Origin of the sequence: Enterococcus sp. HY326, assembly GCF_026157065.1 — a bacterium.
Classification (GTDB): domain Bacteria; phylum Bacillota; class Bacilli; order Lactobacillales; family Enterococcaceae; genus HY326.
On record NZ_JANLGQ010000030.1, the window covers coordinates 1 to 1,236 of the forward strand.

General features: G+C 37.1%; 1 protein-coding gene. It reads right to left on the minus strand.

Annotation, left to right across the window (positions count from 1 at the left end):
- The coding region (locus tag ORH16_RS18835) for a lectin-like domain-containing protein (RefSeq protein ID WP_416207891.1) at positions 1-1,066 on the minus strand (1,066 nt) is incomplete at its 3' end.
- Positions 1,067-1,236: the final 170 nt, after the last annotated feature.

Genomic DNA, 1,236 nt, shown 5'->3' on the forward strand with positions numbered 1-1,236 from the left:
CTGAAACTCTACCATCAAATTTCTGGTTATTGTATTCTTTAAACGATTTAACCGCGATTGTTAAATCTGTTTCAGTATCTGTTGCCCCTAAAGGAACCGTAATCGATGAATTATCATCTACTGTATAATCCACTCCGTTGACAGTCGCAGTAGAACCTTGCGGATAAGCGACACCATTTGTGTCAGACAAAGTCAAGACTGAGCTGTATGTTGTTCCAACTTCCTTGGTCACTTTAGGCGTATTGGTGACTAAAATTGGTATGCTTGCGTTGGACACTTTGACATATTGATTGTTAAAAGTACTACCCGTGGCTCCAGTAATGGAAAATGAATATTCTTTAATTGATTCTGGTATAGTAAAACTATATCCTGCTCCTGAATTATCTGTAATGATAGGTTTTGAATAATCTGGTGAATCATTGGTAGAAGAAATATTATAGTATGCTTGAAATGTTACTTTGCGTGTATTTGCATCATATATAAATGAGTAATTTAACTCTTGATTCTTTGTAATATCGAAAGATGTAGTATAATTATTGACAACAGATTTTGTTCCACTTGAATTTGTTGTCCAAATTCCTATGTAAGGAACGTTTGGATCCCCTTCATTCTTCCAAGTATCCCATACCATCGCAAGAGCATTTGGTAATCCTGCAACTCCTAAAAAACCTCCTGCTTGGCCAATTTGATCTACTTCGCCCGTATGAAAAACAATACCAATTCCATCTGCATTCTTATTGGCACCTTTAAAATGAATGGACAGTTTTCCGTTAATAGAAAAACTCGAGTCTAATTGTACTTTGTTGTTAAGATAAATTGACCCAACTTGTTGAGTCTTTTCTGACGTTAACTGGGCCCATGGCCAGCCAGTATCCCAAGTTGTAGTACCAGATAACCCAAAATTATCTCTTACGCCGGCTAAGTCGTTAATCTCTTGATATTCGGTCGTAACTGGATAAACAGTTTCTGAAGCCGCAATTACCGTGCTTGGTAAAAGCCATAGACAAAAAAGACCGACTATACATGTTATGCCCCATCTTAACTGTTCCCGTATCTTTTTCTTCATCTCTCTCCATCCTATCCGTCTTTACTAGTATTTCAGTGTGTTTTTCTGTTTAAACCTTGGATTGTTACAGTAACTTTCTCGCAATCCTTAAGACTTAATGATTACTTGAAAGTTGTACTGTTGTTACTGATTCGGAACTAAGCAGTTGGGCTATCTGTACCAGTGTCAGA